The sequence below is a fragment of the Clostridium sp. genome, assembly GCF_029267215.1.
Taxonomy (GTDB): domain Bacteria; phylum Bacillota; class Clostridia; order Clostridiales; family Clostridiaceae; genus Sarcina.
In genome coordinates this window covers 23,486-30,035 of record NZ_JARIDH010000034.1, presented here as the reverse complement: position 1 = coordinate 30,035, position 6,550 = coordinate 23,486, and the positions used below count along the sequence as shown (strand labels likewise).

The 6,550-nt window shown below is 27.8% G+C and carries 7 protein-coding genes; all 7 read right to left on the bottom strand.

What is annotated here, in order from left to right:
• Nucleotides 1–601: oligosaccharide flippase family protein (locus Q1K13_RS05625; protein WP_300348358.1), on the bottom strand; the 601-nt coding region annotated here is incomplete at its 3' end.
• A gap of 13 nt (nt 602–614) precedes the next feature.
• The gene (locus tag Q1K13_RS05620) at nt 615–1,355 is read right to left on the bottom strand and encodes a LicD family protein (RefSeq protein ID WP_300348356.1); all 741 of its coding nucleotides are present in this window, start codon (nt 1,353–1,355) and stop codon (nt 615–617) included.
• A 94-nt stretch (nt 1,356–1,449) separates the two neighbouring features.
• Nucleotides 1,450–2,301, bottom strand: a complete 852-nt coding sequence (locus tag Q1K13_RS05615) for a glycosyltransferase family 2 protein (RefSeq protein WP_300348355.1) — start codon at nt 2,299–2,301, stop codon at nt 1,450–1,452.
• Between the two features lie 23 nt (nt 2,302–2,324).
• Nucleotides 2,325–3,782, bottom strand: a complete 1,458-nt coding sequence (locus Q1K13_RS05610) for an O-antigen ligase family protein (protein WP_300348353.1) — start codon at nt 3,780–3,782, stop codon at nt 2,325–2,327.
• Nucleotides 3,783–3,800: 18 nt separating this feature from the next.
• On the bottom strand, nt 3,801–4,850 hold the full coding sequence (gene rfbB, locus Q1K13_RS05605) for a dTDP-glucose 4,6-dehydratase (RefSeq protein WP_300348350.1): 1,050 nt from the start codon (nt 4,848–4,850) through the stop codon (nt 3,801–3,803).
• A gap of 148 nt (nt 4,851–4,998) precedes the next feature.
• The gene (gene rfbD, locus Q1K13_RS05600) at nt 4,999–5,883 is read right to left on the bottom strand and encodes a dTDP-4-dehydrorhamnose reductase (RefSeq protein WP_300348348.1); all 885 of its coding nucleotides are present in this window, start codon (nt 5,881–5,883) and stop codon (nt 4,999–5,001) included.
• A gap of 13 nt (nt 5,884–5,896) precedes the next feature.
• Complete coding sequence (rfbC, locus tag Q1K13_RS05595) at nt 5,897–6,466, bottom strand: dTDP-4-dehydrorhamnose 3,5-epimerase (RefSeq protein ID WP_300348346.1); 570 nt, start codon at nt 6,464–6,466, stop codon at nt 5,897–5,899.
• Nucleotides 6,467–6,550 lie beyond the last annotated feature (84 nt).

Below are 6,550 nucleotides of genomic sequence, written 5' to 3'. Positions count from 1 at the left end.
CTTTAAAATTAAAAGGTATTCTCTTCTTAATATAGAAAAAGCTAGCTATATTATTTAAGAATGTTGACACCACTAATAAAATCATATATTCTTTAAAATTATTTGCAGTTCTAACAAAAACAAATAACAAAACAACATAGGCTGCTCTTATTATTATGGTTTTTATTGTTATGAAATCATAATTTTCTAATCCCTCATTAACCCATTCTGTATAAAACATATTAGCTAAAAGGTTAAATGTTAATATCATACAAGCAATATATATTTCACTTCCTGAATAACTTACTTTTATAAAAGCTATATATGATAAAGTTGTAACTATATTAGTGATTAAAGTTAATGTAAATAAACTAGTAAATACTTGTGATAATTTTTCCTTATTATCTCTTACTCTACTAATTTCCCTTAAACCATATTGATAAACTCCAAACCCTGCAAATATGAAGAAATATCCATATATAGTTTGTGAAAAGTTTATAGTACCCATTAAATCTGGACCTAATACTCTAAGTACATAAGGCCCTATAATTACAGGGACTACTACATTAAAAATATTTAGTAAGAACTTAAATATTATATTCTTTGATATCGACTTACTCATATTTCCCCCTAATTTAGTTATAATACTCTATCATTACTATTTCTCCACCATTTAACTTTTCTTGATTTGTTGGAGCTTCTACATAATCCCATTCTCTAATAGGTGTCATATAGTTAGGACCATAGTTTTCTTTTAAATATCCTGCTGGATTTTCTGGAACTGTATATTCTTTTCCTTTGAAAGTTATTTTTTCTAAACCTCTCTTTTTAACAAAATACTTCATTCCATCAAAACCAGTTGAAACATCTCTATCCTCATAACTAGTTTTGTTTAACTTGTTATTTTTAAAGGTAAATCCATATGTCCACATTATTTCTTCCCCTTTGAAATAATAGAATATGTCAAAGTATAACCCTTTATAGCTGTATGTTTGTTCTACAGTTTTACCATCTAAAGTAAATTCACGAACTTTTTTTATTCCAACTGAAGAGAAAGCTTTTTCTACATCCTTAACTTGATCTTCATAAAACATTCCTAAATCAATATCTAAATCATGTGCTATAAAATCTTTTTCTCTCATAGCTCCAAGTAATGTCCCGTAATCAAGCCAGAAATGAAGATTATTCTTATCTAAAGTGTCCTTTATAGTTTCTAAACATTCTTGAGCATACTGTTTAAATAAAACTCTTCTTCCTTCTTCTAGTTTTTCCTTATGTTTTGCTCTCATATTTTTAACTAAACTAGTATTAGCAAAAGTTTCGCTTAACATGATATTTCTAACTATGTTCTTTACTTTTCTTTTTACTTTACTCATAATTATCTCCCTGAAATCTTTACGTATTTTTAAGCTACTTGTAAATAACATAAATGCATAAAAGAATTCTAAAAAAATTCTTTTATGCTATTTACTAGTTCTTATATTCAAAAAATCCTTTTATTCTACTTGAGAAAGCAAGCCAACTTCTCTTTGACTTATCTCCCTTTAAAGTTAATAAAGCAATTAAAGCTTTTAAGAAATGATACCCCTCTGCCTTTGTAAAAAGTATAAGCATAGACATATCAAAGTTAGATTTAACCATAGCTCCGAAGCCTAATCCATAGCTATAAATCTTTTTATCATCCATGTTGCTATTTGAATCATAATGAGGATGATATATTTGAAGTTCTGGATTATATATTACCTTAGAACCTCTTTTACAATTTTTATAAATTAAATCAGCATCTTCACATGCACCAAAATATTGTCCTGATCCTAATTTATGATTAAATTTAACAAAACATTTTTTTGCATCTAAAAACATGGTTACTGAAGAACACTTAGTATAAAAATTGTTCTTGTTTATTTCTATTCTTTCTTTTGGCCAAACTCTTAAAGAGTCTTCTCCATTACGCTCAACAATTCTTCCCATTAATAAATCACATTGCTCTTTATTAAACAAGTCATTTACTATGTTAAGTGTCTCCTTTAAATATTCACAATCATCATCTGGGAAAGCAATAATGTCACCTGTTGCAACTTCTAAGCCCTTATTTCTATTAAGAGCTAATCCCTTTTCATCAGATTTTATGTGAATTATCTTTACTTTTTCTTTATATCTATTAACAATTGGCTCTAAGTTTATCTCTTTATTTTGGTCAACAATAATTACTTCAACATTATTCATATCATAATTTGAATTTGTTAAACTCTCAAGAAAACATCCAACTTCCTTTTCCCGACCATAGGTAGCCATTATTAATGAAAATTTTATAGATTGCATTTATATCTTCCTTTTGTATTAAATTATTGTTTATCCTCTATTAAATCATTATTATTATATCTTATTATGAAAGGTAATGTAAGCCAAAATGGCACTTGTGCATAAGTATCTGCATTAAACCATACAATTAGAATTCCAATAAAACTAACTATAAGGGCAATACCCATAAAATCATTCTCTTTCTTTCTAAGTCTTAAAATAGCTTTTATAATAATATATAGAAGTAGTATTACCCAAATTAATATGCCAATAATACCTTGCTCTGCTATTATTCTTGGATATAGTGCAAAGGCAGGTGGCCAATATTCATGAACACTCTTATCTTCACTTATCCATCTTTGAACTTCATTTGAAGTTAAAGCTTTAGGACTTAAATTATCTTCAACATTGAATCCATATTGTCCTATACCAACTCCAAATACTGGATTTTCTTTTCCTATATCAATTGCAGCTTTTTGTAATCCAAATCTAGCAATATTAGACATATTATTAGAATCTCTTATTGAATTTATTAACCCTTCGATACTTATTTTTTGCATACTATTAGCATCTCCTCCAACTTTTGAAAGAATAGTATTATTTAAAAAGGAAAATACTAAAAGTAATACAAGAATACCTTGAACAATATTAACTTTTATACTTTTTTCAACCTTTGAAACCAAAACAAATATTGTGAATAAGGCTATTTGAGCAAATATAATTGCATATGCAGTTCTTGATTTAGAAAAAATAAGAAGTATAAGTAAATATCCACTCATTCCTAAATATAGAATTTTTTTAAAGAAGCCCTTCTCTGTGAAAATATAACTAACAACCCAAGGTATAACAAAAGAGGCATACATTGCAAAATATGAAACTTCTCCACATATAGTTCTAATCCCTTTTGTATAAACCTCTCCCCTGTGATAAGACTGAAATATATATGATAATCCTTTTAAAACACTTGAAAAATCAAATATTCCTAAAAAATTTATTAATTCAATAGTTCCGTAAATAAATACTGGTATTGTTGAATAAGCTATATATCTTCTATAATCACGTAACGTTAATTTCTTCAATTGAATTATCACTTCTGTTGAATATGCTATTGCATACATAAATACTAAAAGCATCATTTGAACAACAATCTTACTTAAGCCAGATCTACCTTTAAAAACACTATCCTGTATAAAAGGCAAATTAACTAAGGAACTTATTATTACCCATATAAAAAATAAAATTAATAATTTAGATTCTCTACTTTTATTTATATATATCTGTTTATTATTTAAAAATAACAATGCCATTAAAGGTAATATAAGTATAAATGGGTAAACTGCTCCTCTGTTTCCTAACTCTCCCATTAATTTACTCATATAAGGTAAGTTATCTACTGGAATTAAAACAACTGAGGCTATAAATAATATACTTATTATATTTACTAGCATTTCACTATTTATATCTAATTTTTTTGTAAACCTAAACTTTTTGTTAGAATCCATAATATCTCCTAAAATAACTTATTTATACATCTTTTCATAATACTTTTGATAATCACCTGATGTTACATTTTCCATCCACTCTTTATTATCTAAGTACCATTTTATTGTTTTCTTTATTCCAACTTCAAAAGTTGTTTCTGGATACCATCCTAACTCTTCTTTTATCTTAGTTGGATCTATTCCGTATCTTCTATCATGTCCTTTTCTATCTTCAACATACTTGATTAAGTTTTCAGTTACTTCTTTATCTACATTTTCATTTATGTATCCTATAACTGTTTTTACTATTTGAATGTTAGTTCTTTCGTTATGTCCACCAACATTATAAACTTCCCCAAGTCTTCCATTATTTATTACCATATCTATTGCTTTTGCGTGGTCTTCAACAAATAACCAGTCTCTTATATTCATTCCATCACCATAAACTGGTAAGTCTTCATGCTTTAAGCAGTTATTTATTAGAAGTGGTATTAACTTCTCTGGGAATTGGAATGGTCCGTAGTTATTTGAACATCTTGTTATGTTTACTGGCATTTTATATGTATCTGAGTATGCCTTAACCATTAAGTCTGATCCTGCTTTACTTGATGAATATGGGCTATGAGGATCTAATGGAGTTGTTTCCATGAAGTATCCTGTTTCTCCTAATGAACCATAAACCTCGTCTGTTGAAACATGAAGGAATTTAACTCCCTCTTTCCATCCATCTTCTTTTTCCCATGCATTTTTTGCACAATTAAGTAAATTTACTGTTCCTAATACATTAGTCTTAGCAAATACTTCTGGTTCTCTTATACTTCTATCAACGTGTGATTCAGCTGCAAAGTGAGCAACATAATCTATGTCATATTTTTCAAATAAACTTGAAACTAATTCCTTATCACATATATCTCCTTGTACAAAGATATGTCTTTCATCATTTTCTATTGATTTTAAGTTTTCTAAGTTTCCTGCATAAGTTAATTTATCTAAGTTTATTATTCTTATGTCCTCATATTTATTTAACATGTATAATACGAAGTTTGAGCCTATAAATCCCGCTCCACCTGTAACTAAATAAGTTTTCATGAAATTCTCTCCTAACTTTACTTTTAACTTATAAGTTTAAAATATATTTATTCTACACTGTATTTAGTGTATCAAATAAAATCTATTAAATTTTATTATTAATATAATAATTTTAATCTAGTAATTATTTTTTAATAAAATTCTTTTATTATTTACTTTGTTGATTTTCAAAAAAGCTTTTTAAGGCTTCTTTCCAATCTCTCATATGATCGCCAATTGTACATCTAAGCATCATATTATCTAATGATGAATACTCCGGTCTTTTAGCTGGTGTTTTATATTCCTCTGAAGTACATGGATTAACCTTGCAATTATTTCCTGCTAATTTCATTATTTCACTAGCAAAGTCATACCAAGTACACTCCCCTTTTCCTGTACAATGATATATTCCATATTCCTCAGTTTCTATAAGCTTTAATATATGGTGTGCTAAGTCATTTGCATGAGTTGGATTTCCTTTTTGATCATTTACAACATTTAATGATTCTTTCTCTTTTCCAAGTCTCATCATTGTGTAAACAAAGTTATGACCTACATATCCATATAACCAAGCTGTTCTAACTATATAGTATTTTGAAGAAAATTCTCTTACGTAGTTTTCTCCCAATAACTTAGTTTTTCCATAAACACTATATGGTGCTGTTAAGTCAAACTCAGTTAATGGTTTTTCTCCCACTCCACTAAATACATAGTCTGTTGAAACTTGAACTAATTTTGCTCCTATTTCTTCACAAACCATGGCTAAATTTCTAGGTCCTATTGCATTAACCTTAAATGCCAAATCTTCATTACTTTCACATCCATCAACGTTTGTTGCTGCTGCACAGTTTATTACTACATCTGGTTTTTCTTCTATCAAAACCTTTTTAACTTTAGAAAGTTCTGTTATATCTAAATCTTCTGAGTCTAAAGCTATTACTTCTGCATTTTTTATATTTTCACTTATAGATCCAATTTCTGATTTTCCACTTCTTATTATTGATTGAAGTTCATTTCCTAACTGTCCTTTTGAACCTGTTATTAATATTTTCATATTATCCTCCAAATTATCCTTCATATGTAAAAGGAATATCTAATTCTTTTAGAGTTTTTTGTTTTTTATCTTTTTCTGATAAAATTATTTCTTCTATTCCATCTAAAGGCCACTGTACATTTACATCTTTATCATTCCATAATAATCCAGAGTCATACTCTGGAGCATAGAAATCTGTACATTTATAATTAAATACTGCTTCATCTGATAAAACTACAAATCCATGGGCAAATCCTTCTGGAACATAAAATTGTCTTTTATTCTCAGAGCTTAGATGAACGCCTTCCCATTGTCCAAAAGTAGGTGATCCTTTTCTTAAATCAACTGCAACATCCCAAACCTCTCCTTGTGTTACCCTTACAAGTTTTCCTTGTGTATGTTTAGTTTGGAAGTGTAATCCTCTTAAAACACCTTTTTTAGATTTTGATTCATTGTCTTGAACAAATTTCATAGTAAGACCTGCTTCTTCAAAAGCTTTTTGGCTGTAAGTTTCCATGAAATATCCTCTTTCATCACCAAAAACTTTAGGTTCTATGATATATAAATCTTCTATTTTTGTTTTAATAAAATTAAAATTACTCAATTTTCACACCACTTTCATCAATTATGTATTATAGGAAAAAATTTACATAATATAATTAATAAATTATATTATGTAAATTTTTAT

Excerpts from the sequence above, each read along its gene's own strand:
- Q1K13_RS05620 (WP_300348356.1), bottom strand. The coding sequence starts at position 1,355 with ATGAGTAAAGTAAAAAGAAAAGTAAAGAACATAGTTAGAAATATCATG.
- Q1K13_RS05615 (WP_300348355.1), bottom strand. The coding sequence starts at position 2,301 with ATGCAATCTATAAAATTTTCATTAATAATGGCTACCTATGGTCGGGAA.
- Q1K13_RS05610 (WP_300348353.1), bottom strand. The coding sequence starts at position 3,782 with ATGGATTCTAACAAAAAGTTTAGGTTTACAAAAAAATTAGATATAAAT.
- rfbB (WP_300348350.1), bottom strand. The coding sequence starts at position 4,850 with ATGAAAACTTATTTAGTTACAGGTGGAGCGGGATTTATAGGCTCAAAC.
- rfbD (WP_300348348.1), bottom strand. The coding sequence starts at position 5,883 with ATGAAAATATTAATAACAGGTTCAAAAGGACAGTTAGGAAATGAACTT.